A 17,712-nucleotide genomic window follows, 5' to 3' on the forward strand; every position below is an offset into this window, starting at 1 on the left:
CACCTCAGTCCAGCTCGATCGGCAGGGTGGTGGCGACGCACATGTCGCCGCCCGACGCGTACGCGAAGGCGAGGCAGTCGCCGTCCAGCGTGAAGGTCACCGAGTCGACGGCGCCGTTGCTGTGCGCCGTGAACAGCAGCGCCTGCCACACGTCGCTCGGATGCGCCGCACCGTCGGCGAGCGCATCGTCGAACCCGGTTGCCACGTCGACCGTCGCCGCACCGGCGACCAGCCGCACCTTCGCGGGCGCCAGGTCGGCGTCCGGCAGCAACGCGGAAAGCGTGTCGTCGACCGCCGTCGCCAGCGTGTCGGACGGCTCCCCCGCGCTCGGCTCGCCGGTCCGACGCTCCCCCGTCGCCAGGTCACAGCCCAGGTCAGGCGTCGTGGAACCGTCCGTGGAGCGGGAGCCCTGCGGGATGTCGGGACAGACGGGAGCCGCTCCGGCGACGCCCGGTGCTCCTGGGTTCCCGACTGCCTCGTCGGCCGCCCGGCGCTCGGCACCCGGCTCCACTTCGAACCCGCCGACGACGATGGTCCAGCCGTCCATGACGTCCGCCGACTCCTCGAGCCACTCGTTCGCGACTCGCGGGTCCTTGGAGACGTCCACCCGCGCGACCCTGGTGGACTCGGAGAACTCGGTGACGATCGGGCTGGCGAGGAAAGCCAGGCGTGCCTGGTGCTGCGCGTCCGACCCGCGGTCCTGGCCGACGGCGCCGTGAGCGCCGAGCGGTACGAGCGCGGCACCCATGGCCACCGCGGCGGTCACCACCGCCGCCCATCTACGGCGGTGCGTCGCCCGACGCACCGCCGGTCTCGATTCGCTCATGAGATGCCCTCTCCATCGTTCAGGCGTGATGGACGAGTCAGACGGACATCGGTCGTCATGATGTTGTCCCTTCGCAGAGGTGGTCGGCCCGAGGCGGAGCGCCTGGGTCCGATCCGAAGGTAGGAGGCGTGCGAGGCGGCGCGACTCCCGCACCATGCCCGTACCGAGGCCATCGCCCGTACGGGCTCATGCAGCTGAGCACCGGACGGACCCGCCGGCCACGGCTGGCTTCCCCGGACGTTCCACGCGGGCGCCGGGTCTCCATCACGATCAGCGCGGTCGCAAGGACCCACCGATGAGTTCGACCGGCGCCCCGCGTCAGCCAGAGCACAACGACTCCTCGGAAGGACAACCGCAATGACCGAGCTGAACGCCGAGCACGCCCGGCGGACGATCGTCGAGCACACCCGACGCCTGTCCGAATCCGCCGCCGCGGCCGGACCCGACGCCGTCGTGCCGACAACCCCCGAGTGGACCGTCACCGACCTGGTCGCGCACGTGGGCCAGACCCAGCACTGGACCGCGGAGATCATCGAGCGGCGCATCACCGACCCCGCACACCTGCCCACGCAGATGGCCGAGCTCCCCGCCGATCCCGGCGAATGGGAGGCGTGGTTGACGCGATCCGCGCAGCGCGTCGCGAGCGCGTTCTCCGACGACGCACTCGACGCCCAGGTGTTCAACGCCGCGGGCGACGAGCGGCCCGGCACGCGGTTCTGGCTGTCCAACATCCTCAACGAGACGGTCGTCCACGGCTTCGACGCCGCCAGCACGGCAGGTCGAGGCGTCGACGTCGACGCCGACGTCGCGGGCGCGCTCATCAGCCACCACCTCGCGATGCTCACGTCCCCCACGTGGGAGAGGCTGCGGTCCGAGTCCGCCCACGCCATCCGGGGCACCGGGCAGGCCCTGCAGTGGCAGGCCACCGACACCACGCACGACACGGGCGCCTGGTTCGTCGAGCGGCTGCCCGACGGCGCCAGGTGGCGGCCCGGAACCGGGCGAGCCGACGTGACGGTGACCGGCCCGGCAGGGCCGCTGCTGCTGACCCTGACCCGCCGTCTCCCCCTCGCCGATGGTGGATCCACCGGCGTGCACATCGACGGCGACGCCGTCCTCGCCCGGCACTGGCTCGACAACACGGCCCACATCGCCGACTGAGGAGGAGTTCAGAGATGACGAAGCCGTTCCGATTCGGGGTCGTGGCCCCGGTCTTGACCGACCTGCCCACGTGGCGGGACCAGGTGCGCCGGATCGCCGGCAGCGGCTACTCGACGCTGCTCATGCCCGACGTCCCGCGGTGGCAGCCGGCGCCCGCGCCGGCGCTCGCCCTCGCGGCCGCGCAGGCGGACCTGCGCGTCGGCACCTGGGTGTACGCCTCGCCGTTGCGCCCGGCCTGGACGATCGCGTGGGAGGCGCACTCGCTGTCGGTGCTCACCGAGGGTCGTTTCGAGATGGGCATCGGCACCGGCCGCCCGGGGATCGAGGAGGAACTCCGCGACCTCGCGATGCCGGTCACCCCGCCGCGAGAGCGACTCGCCGAGGTGCGGCGGGCCGTGACGATGCTACGAGACCTGGACGGCCCCGACCTGCGCACGCCGGTCGTCATGGCCGTGCGCGGGCCGAGGGCCCGGGCGCTGGCCGCCGAGGTCGCCGACACGGTCACGATCGCCGCGATGCCGGGCGACACCCGCGCCGAGGTGACGGAACGGGTGCGAGAGTTCCACGGCGGGCGGGACGTCGAGCTCGCGCTCCACGTGCCCGTCGTCGGCGACGACGTCGCGCCGTTCATGGCGCCGCCGGACCTCGACCCGGCCGCGCTGCGCGAGGCGGACTCGCTGGCGATCCTCCCCGACGACCCGTCGGCGGCCGCCGACGAGATCCAGCGACGCCGGGAGGAGATCGGCTACTCGTACTTCGTCTTCGGCGCCGGGGCCGCCGACCGACTCGCCCCGCTCGTCGCCGACCTTTCCGGGCGATAGCGCAGTTCGGACCACCCGGTCCGGCCGTCGCCCGGCCGCGGCCGCGTCACGTACGGGACGTGGAACGCCGCACGTCACTCCGCGGGTCCGATCCGGAGGACGGCAGCGGTGTCGCGGATCTCGACGACCTTCAGGCTCATGGCGTCGTTGATGGTCGCGGCGGGCCCCCTGCCGCAGCTGAGCCGGACACCACCGCCACCGTTCGTGGACACACCGCCACCCCCGGAGCAACCCGAGACGCTGTAACCCGACCCCGTCACCGGTGCGGCCAGTTCCACCGCTCCGCCTGCGATCGCCGTCACCTCGATCGGCCCGAGGCCGTACGGCTCCGGCACGGTGACGACGTCCCCCACGGCGACCTCGATCTCACAGGCACCGTCGGCGCACGGCCCGGTCGGTGAGGGAGACGGGGCGGCCGTTTCCGTGGGGGCCGGACTGGGATCGGGACCGGGGCGGTCCGACGACGTCCCGGACGCGGGCCCGCTGGGCTCGCTCTCGGCAGGCGACCCACCCGATGGCTGCGAGGAACACGACGTGAGAGCTGCGAGCACGACAGCCACGACGACGGTGACGACGGCAGACGACGACCTACGCATCATGACCGCCATCGAACCCCACCATGACCGGGACCCCTCCCGCTCGCGTCGACACAGCGTCCGGCACACCAGAGTCTCGGCAGGAACGGTGCGCCCGCGACCACCTTGCGCCTGGACCTGCTGCCGCCCCGCCGCTCATGCTGGTGTTCGACGGCGCCAGTGCCCGCGCGGGAACCGGTACACGACCGTGCCCGCCGAGCTCGCGGCGGCCTTCCGCCCGGGCGACCAGCTCCACGTCGTGCAGTCGACCGGGGCACTGCTGCACGTGCCGGGACCGGTGCAGGCCGCCGTGACCGCCCAGGTCGACGCCGCCGTCGACGCCTTCGCCCAGCTCCGGACACGCCCGCCCGCCGCGATCAGCCACTTCTGGACCGCGTTCGCCGACGCCCTGTCCGACGACGACGCGTGCACCACATCGAGGCCGCCAACGCCGACGACGTGCGCCGCGCCCAGCAGGCCGGACGCTCGACGACCCGCCTCCGCGTCTCGGACCGGATGCGCCAGGACATGATCGCCGACCTACCGGAACTGGGCCTGTCCAACTGGGAGAACGGGCGCCTGCTCGGCCGGGCCGGCGTGCTCACCGGCTCCGACCTCACCACCCGCCGCATGTACACCCACCAACGCCGACCAGCACCGCTGACCCACCCGCCCGCGGCCGATCAGGCCTTCGGCACCCGCTAGGCGGGTCGTCACGCCGACCCGCCTACGATCTCGACGCGTCCTGGCCGGTGAGGGCCCAGCTCGCCAACAGGCTCAGGGCGCGCGCGGACGGTGAGCCGGGCTCGGCCGAGTAGGCGTAGAGCGTCGTATCGGCGTCGCCCGGGAGGGTCAGGGTCTCGTACTCGACGGTCAGGTCGCCGACCTCCGGGTGGCGCAGCCGCTTGGACCCGTGGGTGCGCTGGTTGACGCGGTGCTCGTCCCACCACGTGACGAACTCGGCGCTGGACTCGCGGAGCTGGGCGATCAGCTCGGCCGTGGCCCGGTCGGCCGGGTCGTTGCCCGCCTCGAGGCGGAGGTTCTCCACGGCGGTCCGGGCCTGTTCCTCCCAGTCGACGAACAGCGACCGTGCCTCGCCGTCCAGCAGCATCCACCGCGCGTAGTTGCGCTCCCGGGCGGGGAACCGCTCGAAATCCGTGAACAGGGCCTTGGCCATCCGGTTCTGTGCCAGCACGTCCGCGCGGCGTCCCAGGACGAGAACCGGCACGTCACCGAGGGCGTCCAGCAGCTGGTACAGCCCGGGGCGGACCCGCTGGACCGGGCGCGAGCGCAGGCGGGGAGGCGTCGCGTCCAGGCCGATCAGAGCGGCGAGATGGGCTCGTCCCGCCTCGTCCAGGCCCAGTGCGCGTCCGATGGCGTCCGCCACGGACGGCGACGGCACGATGCGCCGACCCTGCTCCAGGCGCGCGTAGTAGTCGGTCGAGACTCCGGCGAGGAACGCGACCTCCTCACGCCGCAGGCCCGGAACCCGCCGCACGCGGCCATCGGCGGGCAGCCCTGCCCGAGACGGGTCGCACTGGCCGCGCGCCCGGCGCAGGAAGTCCGCCAGTTCCGTGTTCCTCTCCGCCATACACCCATTCTCGCCGGATACCAGGGGTCGCCTACCGCACCGGGTAGACCTCTGCGTCCTAGGTTGCTCGTCCCAGGACGAGGAGGGAGGGCTATGACGCTTTCCGGCAGGGCGGAGCGCAGAAGGCTTGAGGTGTCGGCGGGCGCTGCCGACACGACCTTCCCGAGGAGATGCGATCATGACCTACCCCACCGACCGTCCCGCCACCTGGTTCGTCACCGGAGCCTCCCGTGGCCTCGGACTGGAGCTCGTCCAGCAGCTGCTCCGGCGCGGCGACAACGTCGCGGCCACCACGCGCTCCACGGAGCGCCTGACCGCCGCGCTGCACGAGACCGACACCTTGCGGCTGCTGCCCCTCCAGGTCGACCTCGCCGACCAGGCCCAGGTCGACCGGGCGGTGGCGACCACCAGGGAACGCTTCGGCGACCTCGACGTCGTCGTGAACAACGCCGGCTACGGATACCTCGGCGCCGTCGAGGAGGTCCCGGACGCCGACGCGCGCGCCATGTTCGACGTCCAGGTCTTCGGCGTCTGGAACGTGCTGCGCGCCGTGCTGCCGGGCTTCCGCGAGAGGCGTGCCGGGCACGTCATCAACGTGTCCTCGATCGTCGGGCTGCTTCCCTTCCCTGGCTGGAGCCTGTACGCGGCCGGCAAGTTCGCCCTGGAGGCGATCAGCGAGTCGCTGGCCGCCGAGGTCGCCGACCACGGCATCAAGGTCAACCTGATCGAGCCCGGCTACATGCGCACCGACTTCCTGCGGCCCGTGTCCCTCGGCCTTCCGACCTCGACCAGCGACGCCTACCCGGCGATCCGCGAGATGGTCGACCAGCACCTGCGGATGCCCGGCTCCCAGCTCGGCGACCCGGCGAAGGCCGCCGACGCGATCATCACCGTCGCGACCACGGGCGACGCACCGCTCCACCAGCTGCTCGGCTCCGACTCGCTGTCCCTGGCGGCCACGCGCATCCAGGCTCTCACGGACGACGTCGAAGCCTCTCGCGCCCTCGCCACGACCACCGACATCCCCGCCGCCGGGCCCACCGGCGCCTGAACCGCACCGGGCCGCGAGGTCCCGCCGGGGGCGACAGGCGCTTCGCGGGACCTCGCGGCCCGGCGACAGCTGTGGATCGCGTCCAGCCGCAGTACCCGTCCGCGCACGGGTCTTTGCATCGAGCAAACGATAACCGTTATCGTTCCTGATCATGGGGACGGGGATGCGTGCCGAGGCGAGAGTCGTACGAGCGCCGGGCAGGAACCACGAAGGAGGTACGGATGGATCCCGCTGAGTTCTGGTCCACCGGCGACTACGCCGTCGTCGGCGATCTGTGGGCGCAACCCGGCCGCGATCTCGCCGCAACGCTGCCCGTCCAGGGGCGCGACGTCGTCGATCTGGCCACGGGCACCGGCATCACCGCGATCGCCGCCGCCCTGCACGGGGCGCGATCGGTGGTGGGCGTGGACGTGACCCCCGGCCTGCTGCGGGAGGCCGCGCGCCGCGCCGACGCCGCCGGGGCCGACGTCACCTGGCTGACCGCCGACTTCACCACCGTGCCCCTGCCCGACCACTCCGCCGACCTGGTGACCTCCACCTTCGGCATCGTGTTCGCCGCCGACCCCGCCGCCGCCCTGGCCGAGGCGCGACGCCTGACCCGGCCCGGTGGCCGGATCGTCTTCACCAGCTGGTCCACCGACGGCCTCTTCGGCCGCGTCCGCCGGACCCTGGCACCGTTCTTCCCCGGCGCGCCCGAGCCATGGCACGAGCGCCCGGACGGCATCCGCACCGTCGCGGGCGCGGACGCGCAGGTGAGCGAGGAATCGTTCGACATGACCGTCGAGTCACCCGAACGATTCGTGACACTGCTCGAACAGCACAGCGCGCCGATCATCCTCGGCGCCGCGAGCCTGGGCGGCACCTGGCCCGAGGCCCGCGAGCAGCTCGTGGCCACGGTGCGCGACGCCGCCGGGCAGGCCGGCGAGCCGACCGACGGCGGCATCCGGCTCCCGGTCGGCTACCTGCGCACCACCCTCAGGTACTGAGGCGCCGGTACCGCTGCAGGCGGGCGAAGCCCCTGGCGTCGGGACGGAGGGCGGGCTCCAGGGCCTGCTCCAGGCCGCGCCGCACAGCGCCCGTGTCCAGCCGCATCCCGATCGCGACCAGCTCTCCGCCGTCGTCGGGCGGGCGTACCGAGGCCACGTGCACCGACCGCCCCACGACGTTGACCAGGTAGCCGCGCACGGTCCGGCCCGTGTGCACGGACACCCGGCCCTTGATCCGGTAGGCACCCGACGGCGGGTCCTCCAGCACGTCGACCAGCCGGGACGGGCTGATCGACGCGGTCGCGCGCACGCTCACGGCGTCGGCGTGCTGGTGGTCGTGCGCGTGCTCGTCACGGAGCAGCGCGGCGATCGGCAGCTGGTCCTGCGGGTCCTGCCGCGAGGCGGCGTCGTACACGAGCGCCGGGTCCAGTCGGCCGCGGGACGTCGCCACGACGTGCGCCCGGGGGTTGACCTCCCGGACCCGGGCCGCGACGCGCGCCACGACCCGCTCCCGGTCGCCCGGCGCCGGCAGGTCGGTCTTGTTGACCACGACCAGCGAGGTCGCCCGGTACCGGGCCGGCGGCATCCCGCCCGTGTCGACCGTGCGGAAGTGCTCCACCGCGTCGACGACGTCGACCACTCCCCCGGGACGTACCCGCTCCGCCCCGCTGAACCGGATCATGCGCGCGAGTGCGACCGGGTCGGCCACGCCACTGGCCTCCACGATCACGACGTCGAGCGCCAGGCGCGGGCTGGTCAGCCGCTCCAGCGCGTCGTCGAGCTCGCTCGTGTCGGACAGGTGGCACAGGCAGCCCCCGGAGATCGACACCGGCTCGTCGACCTGTCCGGTCACGAGTCCGGCGTCCACGTTGATCTCCCCGAAGTCGTTCACCACCACCCCGACCCGCGCACCCGGCTGCCGCAACAGATGGTTCAGCACCGTCGTCTTCCCGGCACCGAGATGGCCGGCCAGCACGACCACCGGAACCCGGCTCCGCCTCACCGCAGGAGCCTCCAGGACTTCTCGAACTCCCGCTCTCGCTGCCGCCTGGACCGTCGCTCGGCGTCACGCCGTCGAGCGACCTCGCGATCAGCGGGCCGGCGGGCCGGCGGTCGATCGCCGAACAGGCCGCCGATCACGCGCACGACAACCGCCCGGACCTCGGTCCATGCCTGTGCCCAGGTCTCCGTCGATGTCTCGATACCCCGGACAGGAGCAACGACGACGCTGACCATGACCGTTCCTCCCCTCTCCATGCGTCTTCAGGTCGTGTCTCTCGCATCGCCGCCGCTGTCCGCCGTGCAGTCGGCGCAGCGCCCGAAGACCTCCAGCAGGTGCCGCACGAGCGTGAACCCGTTCTCCGTGGCCGCGGCGCGCAGCCATGCCTCGTCGGGCGGATCGAGTTCGACCGCCTTCCCGCAGACCTCGCACACCAGGTGGTGGTGATGTCGGCCGGTCTCGCACGCGCGGTAGTACTGCGCGCTGTGCACGAGGATCGTGTCCGCGCGGCCGAGGTCGGTGAGCGCGGACAGATGCCGGTAGACGGTGGAGAGCCCCACCGGCGTGCCCTCGTCGTGGAGCCGGCGGTGAAGCTGCTGGGCCGTGACGAAGCCGTCGGAGCGCTGCAGAGCGCGCTGCACCGTCGACCGCTGCAGCGTGCCGCGCGTGACGCTCTTCTGCTGAGGCACTCCGCCACCTCCTCCTCGGCGCACCGGCCACGACCCTCGTCGCCCGGCCGGCGGATGCGCCGGCCTCAGCGGGCGGCGACGGGCGAGCAGCAGTCCGGCTCCGGTTCGTCGTGTCGGCTCGATCGACTTATTGTGAATGATTCTCAGCCTCATCTAAGCCCTCGAGGCGGAGCATGTCAACGGGTGACGACACGCGGTCGCAGGTGGCGTGGGGTCGCGCCGCAGGGCCGACCACCCGGGCACGGCGCGGGCCGGCGCCGCCCGACGACGGGCGCGGCCACGATGAGCCGCGCCCGCTGCCCGGATCGGGTCGCCTCAGCCCTCGAGCAGTTGCTCGCTCAGGGTCCAGAGTCGCCGGGCGGACTCCGGGTCGATCGCGTGGGGCGCGACGTCGGTGGGCGGCGGACCATCGAACTCGGTGGTCGGGGGCGTGTCGTCGACCGGGGAGATGTCGTTGTCCTTGAGGTAGACGCCCCCGATGCCGGCGAGCAGCGGGCTCGTGGCCGCGAGGACCGCGGTGGCGGCCCCCTGCGCCGGGGTCTTGAGCCCTTGCTCGGGGGCGATGACCGGGTTGCCGGCGTCGTCGAACAGGCCCTGTGCCCGCAGCATCGCCATCCAGTCCTCCGGCTGCTCCGGCGCCTCGCCCGCGCCGCGCGCCGGCCCCAGGTTCGTGGTGGCGATGATGCCGGGGTGGACGACGTAGCCGCGGATCCCGTCGCCGGACCAGCGACGGTCGAGTTCGACCGTGAACAGCACGTTGGCGGTCTTGGACTGGCCGTAGGCGAGGTGCCCGTCGTAGTCGGTGCGCTCGAAGTTCGGGTCGTCCCAGCGGATGTCGGCCAGCCGGTGCGCGCCGGAGGTCATCGTCACGACCCGTGCGCCGCCCGCCGCGCGCAGGGCGGGCAGCAGGCCGTTGGTGAGCTGGAAGTGGCCGAGGTGGTTGGCCGCGAAGTGGTACTCGTACCCGCGGGCGTCCCGCGCCAGCGGGCCGCCCATGACCCCGGCGTTGTTGATCAGGATGTGCAGCGGGCGCCCGGAATCGCGGTAGCGGGCCGCGAAGGCGTCGATCGAGGCGGGGTCGACCAGGTCGAGCCGGCCGGTCTCGACGCGTTCGATGCCCTCGACGGCGGCCGCAGCCCGGTCCGGGTTCCTGGCGGCGATCATGACCGACGCCCCGGCCCGGCTGAGTCCGCGGGTCATCTCGCGGCCGAGGCCGGTGTGGCCGCCGGTGATGATCACGTTGGTGCCCGTCAGGTCGATACCGGCCAGGACGTCGTCGACGGTGGAGGCGGCGGTGAAGCCGGTGCCGATGGGCTTCTGCTTGCTCGTCGTGTCTGTCATGGGAACCAGCGTGCCGCTGGACGATCAGACGTTGAATAGCTGTCAGTCTGGATTTCTTGCGCGAGAGTACGGGAACCGCCGCGGACCTGTCGACCGCCGGCATCGGAACGGTCACCCGCGAAGAGAGGGTGCGGGCACCGCGGCCCTTCTCGCGCGGTACGCGGCCGGCCCGATACCGCGGCCGCGTCAGGCGATCGCGTCCATGGCGCGGTCCAGGATCACGGAGAGCTTCACGCCGGGTCGCTCGCCCGTGGTCCACGCCGTGAGTGCCGCGTGCACGCATGCGAGCGACGCGCCGACCAGAGCGTCGACCCGAGGGTCGGCACGGTCGTCCGGATCGGCCCCCAGCCTGCGCGATACCTCTGCCCGCAGCAGTTCGTGCCAGCGCGCGTTCTTCTCCTGGTGCCGGGCGAGCAGCGCAGGAGTGGTCACGACCAGGCGCGTCAGGAGCCGGACGCGTTCGTCGTCCGCCTCGTACTTCTCGATCAGCGGATCCAGCGCGCGCCGCATCGCCGTCCACGGCGTCTCGCTGTCAGGCCGGGCGACCAACGCCTCGCGCAGATCCTCTCCGGCATCCAGCGTCAGCCCGAAGAGCGCGTCCTCCTTGGACGGGAAGTACCTGAAGAAGGTGCTGCGGGAGATCTCGGCGGCAGCGCAGATGTCCTCGACCGTCGTCCGCTCGTAGCCCCGCTCCAGCATCAGATCCCCCGCGATCGCGGCCACCTCGGCCCGCATCGCCTGCCGCGCGCGGGCTCGGGCGCCGCTCCTGATTCTGCTCGGACTCACCTCGACGTGGGGACTCACACCGACATGGTACTACCGATCAAATCTGGTACTGTGTCTCATGTTTGGAACCCAATCCTCCAGGAGCCCGGCATGTCCAAGAAGATGACCATCGTGATCACCGGAGCCAGCGACGGCATCGGCGCCGCGGCGACACGCAGACTGCACGCCGACGGGCACACCGTCGTCGCGGTCGGGCGCTCAGCCGACAAGACCCGCGCGATCGGTCGGGAGCTCGGGATCCAGACCCACGTCGCGGACTTCACCCGCCTGCACGAGGTCGAGCGTCTTGCCGCCGAGCTCGCCGCGGCGCATCCGCGCATCGACGTCCTCGTGAACAACGCCGGCGGCGTCTTCGGCGCGCGCACCGTCACCGGCGACGGGTTCGAGAAGACGTTCCAGGTCAACGTCCTCGCGCCGGTCCTGCTGACCCGCCTGCTCCTGGACACGCTGGTCACCTCGCGCGCATCGGTGGTGCAGACCTCGAGCACGGTGCGGTTCGCCGGCACGATCGACCTGGACGATCTCGGGCACGAACGCAACTACGAGCCGGCGCGCGCCTACAGCGCCGCGAAGCTCGAGAACATCCTCTTCACCACGGAGCTCCACCGCCGCTACCACGCGGCGGGCATCAGCGCGGCCTCCTTCTACCCTGGCAACGTCTCGACGAACTTCGCGTCGGAGACCACCAACCCCATCATGCGTGCGGTTCGCTTCCTCGACACCCGTACGCCGTTCGGTTCGCTCCTGCTCTCCACTCCCGCCGAAGGAGCCGACCAGATCGTCTGGCTCGCCACGGGCACCCCGGGCATCGACTGGCACTCAGGGAGCTACTACTACAAGCGCCGAGCCAGCACTCCCCGCAACGCCCAGGCGCGCGACGCCGACTTCGCCCGCCGGTTCTGGGAACGCACCGAGTCCCTGCTCGCCGGGCACCTCACCAACCGCACATAGGACCGGAGCCGAGCCCGCGCCCGGGGCAACGGTCCGGCACGGGACAGGGCGACGGCGCCAGGGCAGAGCCCTGCCCGATGCCTTGGCCAGATTCAGGCGATTCTGGCCTGGATCGCCATTGTGTGTGCCATGAGGCGACAGCAAGGATGGGAGCACCCGCCCGCCGAAAGGAAAGCTTCCATGCCTCAGCTCCGCGCCCAGTTCGTGCTCTTCGACGGGTTCGACCCGCTCGACGTCGTCGCCCCGTTCGAGGCGCTGACCGCCGGCAGCGACCTCCTCGGCGGAGAGCTCGCGGTAGAACTCGTCAGCGCGAGCGGTCCCGGCCTCGTGCGATCAGGCACGCCTCAGCTGTCCCTCACGGCCGTCGCGGCACTCGACCCCGACGCGCCCGGCTACGTGCTCGTGCCCGGAGCAGTCGGGCCTGTCGACGGCGATCCGGAGGCCGGTGACGAGACCATCCCCGTCCTGCTGGGCCGGTTCGCGTCGAGCGGCGCGATGCCGCTCGTGCGCCGCGCCCTCGGCAACTCCGACGTCACCGTCGCGGCCTACTGCGGTGGCTCGCTCGCGCTCGCGATGGCCGGCCTCCTCGAGGGCCGAACGGCCACCACGCACGCGCTCGGTATCGACATGCTCGGCGCCGCCGGCGTGAACGCCGTGCGGGCACGTGTGGTCGACGACGGCGACCTCATCAGCGGCGGCGGTGTCACCTCCGGCTTGGACGTCGCGCTCTACCTGCTCGAGCGCGATTTCGGCTCGCACACCGCACACGCGGTCGAGGAACTGTTCGAGTACGAGCGCCGCGGGATCACCTGGAAGAGCGAGCGCCCGCTCGCAGCGTGATCGCTCCCGGGGCGAGCTCACCCGGCGGGCCCGACCGGCCTCTGGCAACCGTCTGCCATTCGGGGCGATCGCCCGGTGGCGCGGCGGCCAGGAAGCCGCAGGTCGGGGGCCGCTGTGCCGTACTATCGGGGAAATCATGAGGTGGGCCCTCCGGCGCAGGAGGTGTGCATCCGCTTGCCTCCACGGGGCAAGCGGGCAGAGGGTCACGACGGACGCAACAGAGGAATGGCCGCGATGCACGACGACGAGACCTCGACCGGCGAGTCCCCCACGGGACGGCGACCGACGATCTACGACATCGCCGAACGCCTGGAGCTGAGTCCGTCGACCGTTTCGCGGGCTCTGCACAAGCCGGGGCGGATCAACGCCACGACGGTCGAGAAGATCCGCGCCGTGGCGGACGAGCTCGGCTATCGGGTCAACCCGATGGCCCGCGCGCTGCCGACCGGGATGTCCGGGACCTTCGCCGTCGTCCTGCCGGACATCACCAATCCCGTGCACTTCGAGCTGATCCGGGGCGCCGAACAGGTCGCCCGCTCGCACGGCGCCACGCTCGTGGTCTCGGAGTCCGAGGGCTCCCCCGCCCTGGAGCGGGAGACGATCGAGACGCTCCAGCAGTCGGTCGACGGGCTGCTCGTCGTCGCGTCCCGGCTCGACGCCGCGCAGTTGCGGAAGCTGGCGGCGATCAAGCCGATCGTCGCCGCGAACCACTCCGCACGCGACCTGCCGTCCGTCACCCCCGACCTGCGCGGAGGCCTCACCGCCGCGCTCGATCACCTGCACGAGCTCGGTCACCGGTCCGTGGCCTACCTCGGGGTCACCGGCCTCGCCATCAACCGCGCCCGGTGGGACATCCTCCTCGACCTCGCCACCGAGGGCTCGATGTCCGTCGTCGAGATCGGGATCGAGGAGCCGACCGTCGACGGCGGGTCCTCCGCCCTGCGGCGCATCCGGGCGAGCGGGGTCACGGCGGTCCTCGCCTACAACGACCTCGTGGCCCACGGCGTCCTGCGCGCGGCCCGTGCGGCCGGCATCGACGTCCCGACGGCGTTCAGCGTCGTCGGCTTCGACGACATCTTCAGCGCCGAGCTCACCGTGCCGGCCCTGACGACGCTGCGGTCGCCGTTGCGCGACATCGGCACGAAGGCGATGGCCCTGCTCGCCGATCCCGGGACGAACCGCAGCCCGTCCCACGTCGTCCTCCCGATCGAGCTCGTCACGCGCGAGTCCACCGCCCCTCCCCCGCCCCGGTAGCGCCGTAGTCACAGGCATAGTCACAAAAGTGCACATGCAGTACCGTCTCGGCATGAATCAGATCGAGCAGAACGGGCGGCAGCTGCTCGAGAAATGGGACCACTTCCGAGCGACCTCAGGCGCCTCGGAGGGCGATGACCGGTTCAGGCACTTTCTCATGGAGTACATTCCGGCGGAGCAGGCGAGGCTCGGCGAGCCGCTGGAGGATCGCCTGCACGCGCACGCCGCGTCGACGATCGCCGTCGTCGATCTCTGCGAAGCGCTGGGACGGAATCACGACGCGCTGACGGTCACCGAGTGGGCAGCGCGAGAGCATGTTCCCCGGGGCGGGGACGTCGCCGTGCGCACCGTGTGGGCCTGTACGGACGCGTGCCGGGTCGCGAGCTCGCACGCCGACCTGTTTCAGCGCTCGACCGACCTGCTCGAGTGGATCGCGAGGGCCCTACCGCGAGGTGAGCGCGGGGAAGCCGCGATCGCCGCCTCGAGGACGCTGCTGGTCCTGGCGTCGATCTACCAGACGACGACGGACCGTGCGAACCACTCCGAACAGTCCAGGAAGATGGAGAAGATCCTCGGCCGCATCATCACGACCTGGCCGGACAGCGAGGATCCGGCGGTCCGGTTCCACGTCCACAGCGCGCGCCTGAATCGCGCGCTCGTCCGGATCGAGCTGGCCGACGAATCAGGGGCGCGACAAGACCTCGTCCGTCTCGCGTCGATCACGCAGCCGGAGAGAGACATGGCCGGCGTCGGCGAGTTCGTCGACGTGGCCGAGCATGCGATCCCGATACTCGACACGTTCGGGAAGTATCCCGACCCGGAATTCAATCTCCGTTACCTGAAGGCACAGCGGCGACGCGACCTGCGGGAGCTTCGCCTCCGCACCTTCGCCCGCAACAATCCGGCCAGATACGCGCGCCTCGCGTCCGACGCCCACCGGCGCACGGTCCGCCTGCTCACCCGGCTCCTCGTCACCGGCCTGCCCGTGGTCCTGCTGCTGCGCAACTTCGAGATGGTCGAGTCCTCGCACATCGGCGAGGTCCTGTTCTCCGACGGCGGCTACCGGAAAGAGCACGTCCGGAGGATCTCGGCGACGAAGGGCGCGTCCACGATCGACCGGCTGAGCACGGCGGTGGACCTCGTCAGCGTGTCGAACGCCGCGGCGGGGGAACTCGAGCTGGACGCCGTGGGGCTGGACTTCGGACGGCCCGCGCTACGCCGGCCCCTGTACCTGTCGAACGACGACTGGCTCTCGAGTGTCGCCGAACTCGTCGCGGTAGCGGACGTGATCCTGATGTGGACCTCCGAGAAGTCCCCCGGCGTCGTGCAGGAACTGGAGCTCGTCCAGCGCCTGGGGCGCGCGGGAGACTCGTACGCCCTGCTCGAACCACAGGTGGACGACCCGGTCTACCCGGCACTCACCAAGCAGCCCCGCAAGGACACCGCACCGTTGACCGCCTCGGACCCGTTGCTCGCCGGGTATCGCGACGTGGTGGAGCTCGGCACCGATCGGCCGACCGCCGACGCCGGCCCGGCGGCCGCCGAGCGGCTGGCCGATGAGGTCCTGAGCCGCGTCCAGGAGCTCGGTCGGCGCGAGCGGACCGAACGGATCAGGACCCTTGCCGCGCGCGCCGGTCACGTCTGGTCGTAGCCGTCCGCGAGTCCGCCCGGCGAGAGCGCGAGGAGCTGCGCGAACGCGTTCCCGGTTCACCCGACCCGGGAGACAACCTCCCTTGCGTGCGACCCGTCATAGGTGGCATGAGCAATCATGCATCCGTCCATCCGGTCATCCTCGGTGGCGACGCCGGCGCCTACAGCCTCGCCCGCGCCTTCCACGAGGGCTACGGCGTCAGGTCCACCGTGGTGTCCATCCGCGCGACCCCTAACGTCGCGCACTCCCACATCGTCCGGAACGTCGTCGAACCGCGCCTCGACGATCCCGAGGTCATGGTCGAGCTGATCCGCCGGGCCGCCGCGGCGAGCCCGGGCCCGGTCATCGCGCTCACCTGCGTGGACTGGTACGTGCGGGCGCTCGCGGAGCACCGCGAGCGGCTGGCGGACGTCGCGGTGGTCCCCTACCCGTCGGTCGATCTGCTCGACAGGGTGATGGACAAGCGGCGGTTCTCCGAGCTGTGTCATCGGATCGGCGTCCCGCATCCGCGCACGGAGGTGCGCGACGGCGGAGGTCCGGTCGGCGACCTCGACCTGAGCTATCCGGTGATCGCCAAGCCCGGCGACAACACGGCCTGGCACCGGGTCTCCTTCCCGGGCAAGGCAAAGGTGCACCTGGTGCGCGACCGCGCCGAGCTGGCCGCCCTCCTGAAGGCGGCCGGGGAGGCGGGCTACCGGCGGCCGATGATCATCCAGGAGTACGTCCCCGGCGACGACTCACAGATGCGGATCATGACCACCTACTCCGATCGAGCGGGCGCGGTGCGCATGGCGTGGGGTGGCCGCGTGCTGCTCGAGGAGCACACGCCCGGCACGCTCGGGAACCCGGCGGCGATCCTCACCGGCAGGCTCCCGCAGGTCGAGGCGGACGCCCGCCGGCTCGTGGAGCACCTGGGCTGGACAGGATTCGCGAACTTCGACGTGAAGGTGGACCCGCGGACCGGGGTCGGGCACTTCTTCGAGCTGAACCCGCGCACGGGGCGGTCCAACTACTACCTGACCGCGAGCGGACTGAACCCCGCCGCCTACTGGATGGGCGACCATCTCACGGGGCACTGGCCGCACGCCCCGGAGCCGGTGGAGGTGCTGTACCGGATCGTCCCGGGCTTCCTCCTGGACCGGTACGTGCGCGACGAGTCGGTGCGTGCCGCCGTGCGCCGCGCCCGCGTCGTGCACCCGCTGAAGTACGGGCGCGACCTGTCGCCGCGCCGCGACGCCTGGGTACGTCTCGCGGAGCTGAACCAGGTGCGCAAGTTCTCGCGGTACCACCCGCCGCAGGACGCGCGCGGGATGTCGGGGCCGTCCAGGGTCGGTGCGCCCCCGTCGCCCGCGGAGCGCGAGGTTGCCTGACGCCGGCGCTCCGGGGGCGGGGACCGCCGGAACGCTCGTCGGCGTGCTGGGCGGGGTCGGGCCGCTCGCGACGGTCCGGTTCATGGAGCGCGTCGTCCGCCTGACCGACGCGGCGCGTGACCAGGACCACGTCGACATGGTGGTGCTGCAGCACGCGGCCGTCCCGGACCGGACGGCGTTCGTGCTGGGGCGTTCCACCGACGACCCCGGGCCCGTGCTCGCCGCCGACGCGCGGCGGCTCGCCGCGGCGGGGGCCGGCTTCCTCGTGCTGCCGTGCAACACGGCACACGCGTTCGCCGGCGCGATCGCCGCGGCCACGCCGGTCCCGCTGCTGTCCGCGGTGGACGTGACGGTGTCCGCGGTGCTGTCGCGCGGCACCTGGACCGGGGGCCGCGACACGACGCGGCCGGGGGCGGTCGGCCTCCTCGCGACGGAGGGGACGATCGAGTCGGGCGTCTACCGGGGTGCCTTCGGCGCGCGCGGCGTCGCGACCCTGGTGCCGGACGCCGCCGGCCAGGCGACGGTGACGTCCCTCGTCTACGACGGCGTGAAGGCGGGCCGTGGCGGTGACCTGAGCGGGCTGGAGAGCGTCGTCGCCGACCTGCGGTCACGTGGGGCCGGGGCGATCGTGCTGGGGTGCACCGAGCTGTCGGTCGCGGCGGAGGCGACGCCCCCGGACCTCCTGCCCGACGTCGTGCTCGTGGACGCCCTCGACGAACTGGCCCGGGCGACGGTGCCCCGCGCGGGACGCCGGCTGCGCGCATCGACCCGGACGCGGTGAGGCCGGGACCGCGGCAGCGAGCGGGAGCCGTCGAGATA

The 17,712-nt window shown here is 72.2% G+C and carries 20 protein-coding genes; 11 read left to right on the forward strand and 9 right to left on the reverse strand.

Annotated elements, in window-relative coordinates:
• Nucleotides 1-4: 4 nt before the first annotated feature.
• A complete protein-coding gene (locus tag IIE03_RS22335) occupies nucleotides 5-826 on the reverse strand; it encodes a GerMN domain-containing protein (protein ID WP_192864966.1) in 822 nt (273 codons plus the stop codon).
• Nucleotides 827-1,183: 357 nt separating this feature from the next.
• On the opposite strand from IIE03_RS22335, the gene IIE03_RS22340 reads away from it, so the two are divergent.
• Both IIE03_RS22340 and IIE03_RS22345 read left to right on the forward strand, forming a co-directional pair.
• Complete coding sequence (locus IIE03_RS22340) at nucleotides 1,184-1,987, forward strand: maleylpyruvate isomerase family mycothiol-dependent enzyme (RefSeq protein ID WP_192864967.1); 804 nt, start codon at nucleotides 1,184-1,186, stop codon at nucleotides 1,985-1,987.
• Nucleotides 1,988-2,001: 14 nt separating this feature from the next.
• A complete protein-coding gene (locus IIE03_RS22345; protein ID WP_192864968.1) occupies nucleotides 2,002-2,808 on the forward strand; it encodes an LLM class flavin-dependent oxidoreductase in 807 nt (268 codons plus the stop codon).
• 74 nt (nucleotides 2,809-2,882) lie between these two features.
• On the opposite strand, the gene IIE03_RS22350 is transcribed toward IIE03_RS22345, so the two are convergent.
• Both IIE03_RS22350 and IIE03_RS22355 read right to left on the reverse strand, forming a co-directional pair.
• Nucleotides 2,883-3,161 carry a hypothetical protein gene (locus IIE03_RS22350; protein ID WP_192864969.1) on the reverse strand — a complete coding sequence of 93 codons (279 nt, stop codon included), beginning with the start codon at nucleotides 3,159-3,161 and terminating at the stop codon, nucleotides 2,883-2,885.
• 378 nt (nucleotides 3,162-3,539) lie between these two features.
• Nucleotides 3,540-3,815, reverse strand: coding sequence for a hypothetical protein (locus tag IIE03_RS22355; RefSeq protein ID WP_192864970.1), 276 nt, complete (start codon nucleotides 3,813-3,815; stop codon nucleotides 3,540-3,542).
• Between IIE03_RS22355 and IIE03_RS22360 the strand changes: the two genes are divergently transcribed.
• Nucleotides 3,810-4,088, forward strand: coding sequence for a hypothetical protein (locus IIE03_RS22360; protein ID WP_192864971.1), 279 nt, complete (start codon nucleotides 3,810-3,812; stop codon nucleotides 4,086-4,088). The genes IIE03_RS22355 and IIE03_RS22360 overlap by 6 nt on opposite strands.
• A 22-nt stretch (nucleotides 4,089-4,110) precedes the next feature.
• Here IIE03_RS22360 and IIE03_RS22365 read toward each other — a convergent pair whose 3' ends face one another.
• Nucleotides 4,111-4,974: a helix-turn-helix transcriptional regulator gene (locus IIE03_RS22365; protein WP_192864972.1), complete on the reverse strand. Its 864-nt coding sequence runs from the start codon at nucleotides 4,972-4,974 to the stop codon at nucleotides 4,111-4,113.
• A 178-nt stretch (nucleotides 4,975-5,152) separates the two neighbouring features.
• Between IIE03_RS22365 and IIE03_RS22370 the strand changes: the two genes are divergently transcribed.
• Together IIE03_RS22370 and IIE03_RS22375 are read left to right on the forward strand one after the other, a co-directional pair.
• Nucleotides 5,153-6,025, forward strand: coding sequence for an SDR family NAD(P)-dependent oxidoreductase (locus IIE03_RS22370; RefSeq protein ID WP_192864973.1), 873 nt, complete (start codon nucleotides 5,153-5,155; stop codon nucleotides 6,023-6,025).
• A gap of 221 nt (nucleotides 6,026-6,246) precedes the next feature.
• Nucleotides 6,247-7,011, forward strand: coding sequence for a class I SAM-dependent methyltransferase (locus tag IIE03_RS22375; protein ID WP_192864974.1), 765 nt, complete (start codon nucleotides 6,247-6,249; stop codon nucleotides 7,009-7,011).
• On the opposite strand, the gene IIE03_RS22380 is transcribed toward IIE03_RS22375, so the two are convergent.
• The 5 genes from IIE03_RS22380 to IIE03_RS22400 form a co-directional block, all read right to left on the reverse strand.
• A complete protein-coding gene (locus IIE03_RS22380; protein WP_318843123.1) occupies nucleotides 7,001-8,014 on the reverse strand; it encodes a CobW family GTP-binding protein in 1,014 nt (337 codons plus the stop codon). The two genes, IIE03_RS22375 and IIE03_RS22380, sit on opposite strands and share 11 nt — an antisense overlap.
• Entirely contained in the window at nucleotides 8,011-8,247 is a 237-nt protein-coding gene (locus tag IIE03_RS22385) for a hypothetical protein (RefSeq protein ID WP_192864975.1), read from the reverse strand. The genes IIE03_RS22380 and IIE03_RS22385 overlap by 4 nt, the downstream gene beginning before the upstream one ends.
• Nucleotides 8,248-8,274: 27 nt before the next feature.
• Nucleotides 8,275-8,700: a Fur family transcriptional regulator gene (locus IIE03_RS22390; protein ID WP_318843124.1), complete on the reverse strand. Its 426-nt coding sequence runs from the start codon at nucleotides 8,698-8,700 to the stop codon at nucleotides 8,275-8,277.
• Between the two features lie 315 nt (nucleotides 8,701-9,015).
• Nucleotides 9,016-10,041: an SDR family NAD(P)-dependent oxidoreductase gene (locus IIE03_RS22395; RefSeq protein ID WP_192864977.1), complete on the reverse strand. Its 1,026-nt coding sequence runs from the start codon at nucleotides 10,039-10,041 to the stop codon at nucleotides 9,016-9,018.
• 186 nt (nucleotides 10,042-10,227) lie between these two features.
• Nucleotides 10,228-10,845 (reverse strand): TetR family transcriptional regulator, encoded by a 618-nt coding sequence (locus IIE03_RS22400; protein ID WP_318843125.1) that lies wholly within the window; start codon nucleotides 10,843-10,845, stop codon nucleotides 10,228-10,230.
• A 72-nt stretch (nucleotides 10,846-10,917) separates the two neighbouring features.
• Here IIE03_RS22400 and IIE03_RS22405 point away from each other — a divergent pair, with 72 nt between their 5' ends.
• The 6 genes from IIE03_RS22405 (at nucleotide 10,918) to cuyB (ending at nucleotide 17,674) form a co-directional block, all read left to right on the forward strand.
• A complete protein-coding gene (locus IIE03_RS22405) occupies nucleotides 10,918-11,778 on the forward strand; it encodes an SDR family NAD(P)-dependent oxidoreductase (protein WP_192864978.1) in 861 nt (286 codons plus the stop codon).
• 180 nt (nucleotides 11,779-11,958) lie between these two features.
• Nucleotides 11,959-12,618, forward strand: a complete 660-nt coding sequence (locus tag IIE03_RS22410) for a DJ-1/PfpI family protein (protein WP_192864979.1) — start codon at nucleotides 11,959-11,961, stop codon at nucleotides 12,616-12,618.
• 234 nt (nucleotides 12,619-12,852) lie between these two features.
• Nucleotides 12,853-13,872 (forward strand): LacI family DNA-binding transcriptional regulator, encoded by a 1,020-nt coding sequence (locus IIE03_RS22415; RefSeq protein WP_192864980.1) that lies wholly within the window; start codon nucleotides 12,853-12,855, stop codon nucleotides 13,870-13,872.
• A gap of 52 nt (nucleotides 13,873-13,924) precedes the next feature.
• Complete coding sequence (locus IIE03_RS22420; RefSeq protein WP_192864981.1) at nucleotides 13,925-15,523, forward strand: hypothetical protein; 1,599 nt, start codon at nucleotides 13,925-13,927, stop codon at nucleotides 15,521-15,523.
• 107 nt (nucleotides 15,524-15,630) lie between these two features.
• Nucleotides 15,631-16,893, forward strand: coding sequence for a carboxylate--amine ligase (locus IIE03_RS22425; protein WP_192864982.1), 1,263 nt, complete (start codon nucleotides 15,631-15,633; stop codon nucleotides 16,891-16,893).
• Nucleotides 16,886-17,674: a cysteate racemase gene (cuyB, locus tag IIE03_RS22430; RefSeq protein ID WP_192864983.1), complete on the forward strand. Its 789-nt coding sequence runs from the start codon at nucleotides 16,886-16,888 to the stop codon at nucleotides 17,672-17,674. The genes IIE03_RS22425 and cuyB overlap by 8 nt, the downstream gene beginning before the upstream one ends.
• Nucleotides 17,675-17,712 lie beyond the last annotated feature (38 nt).

Origin of the sequence: Myceligenerans pegani, assembly GCF_014892515.1 — a bacterium.
In the GTDB taxonomy this organism is placed as follows: Bacteria; Actinomycetota; Actinomycetes; order Actinomycetales; family Cellulomonadaceae; genus Myceligenerans; species Myceligenerans pegani.